The organism is Pseudoalteromonas sp. SG41-1 (assembly GCF_014164575.1).
GTDB lineage: Bacteria > Pseudomonadota > Gammaproteobacteria > Enterobacterales > Alteromonadaceae > Pseudoalteromonas > Pseudoalteromonas rhizosphaerae.
The window spans coordinates 1-751 of the sequence record NZ_JACJFL010000113.1 but is presented as its reverse complement, the minus strand read 5'-3'; the positions used below and the strand labels follow the sequence as shown (position 1 = coordinate 751).

The 751-nt window shown below is 42.2% G+C and carries 1 protein-coding gene; it reads right to left on the bottom strand.

What is annotated here, in order from left to right; genetic code table 11:
* The coding region (locus tag H5203_RS22510) for a transposase (RefSeq protein WP_182820378.1) at positions 1 to 751 on the bottom strand (751 nt) is incomplete at both ends.

The following is a 751-nucleotide window of genomic DNA, read 5'->3' as shown; positions in this document are numbered from 1 at the left end:
CTTTGTACCATTTTACATCGTTGCTGGCGGCTTGCTGCTTTAACCGTTGTTTGCTGCCTGCAAAATTTGAGTACTGCTGCCTGAAACGTTGAATTGATTCAAGCCATTGCGCTTCTTCTATATTCAACGTCAGGAGCACTTTTGGTATGCTTTTGTTGATATGCCCTTTTTTCTTTGGATCTATCTGGCGGCCACTCCAGTCGACTAATTCAATGTAATCCAGTAAGGCAAAGGGGATCGTGCCTTTAATATGATTACCACCAAATTGCTTTAGCTGTGCTGGTTGACTTTCATGTTGAACAGTATCTTTTTGTTTGAGGGGTTTATTTGCTTTGACAGTGTCTGTGGTAAAGGCTTTGAAATGCGCTATACGCTCTTGAATTGAGGTAAAATCACTGTCTTCAAGCGTATCGGCTATGTTTGCTCTGATAGGATTCAAATCAACGTAGGCCATGCAACTGAGTATTGCGGTTTGATCTAATAATGCCTGTGACTTATAGCGCCCTTCCCAGTACTTGCCCGTGCAGTTATCTTCCTTATTGGCCTCGCGGGCAATGTACTCATTAAGGTTTTTCATATACCAGCTGATGTCATAAAGCCTTGCGCGCCATTTAGCGATGATCTCATCAAAAAAGAGCACACTCGCCTTATCTAGCTGCTCACCATTTAAGTAACGATCAACTAAAACATGGCCGTTATAAAGTTGATACCAGCGTTCAATTACTTCATCATCAGACCAATCAAGTGCTTG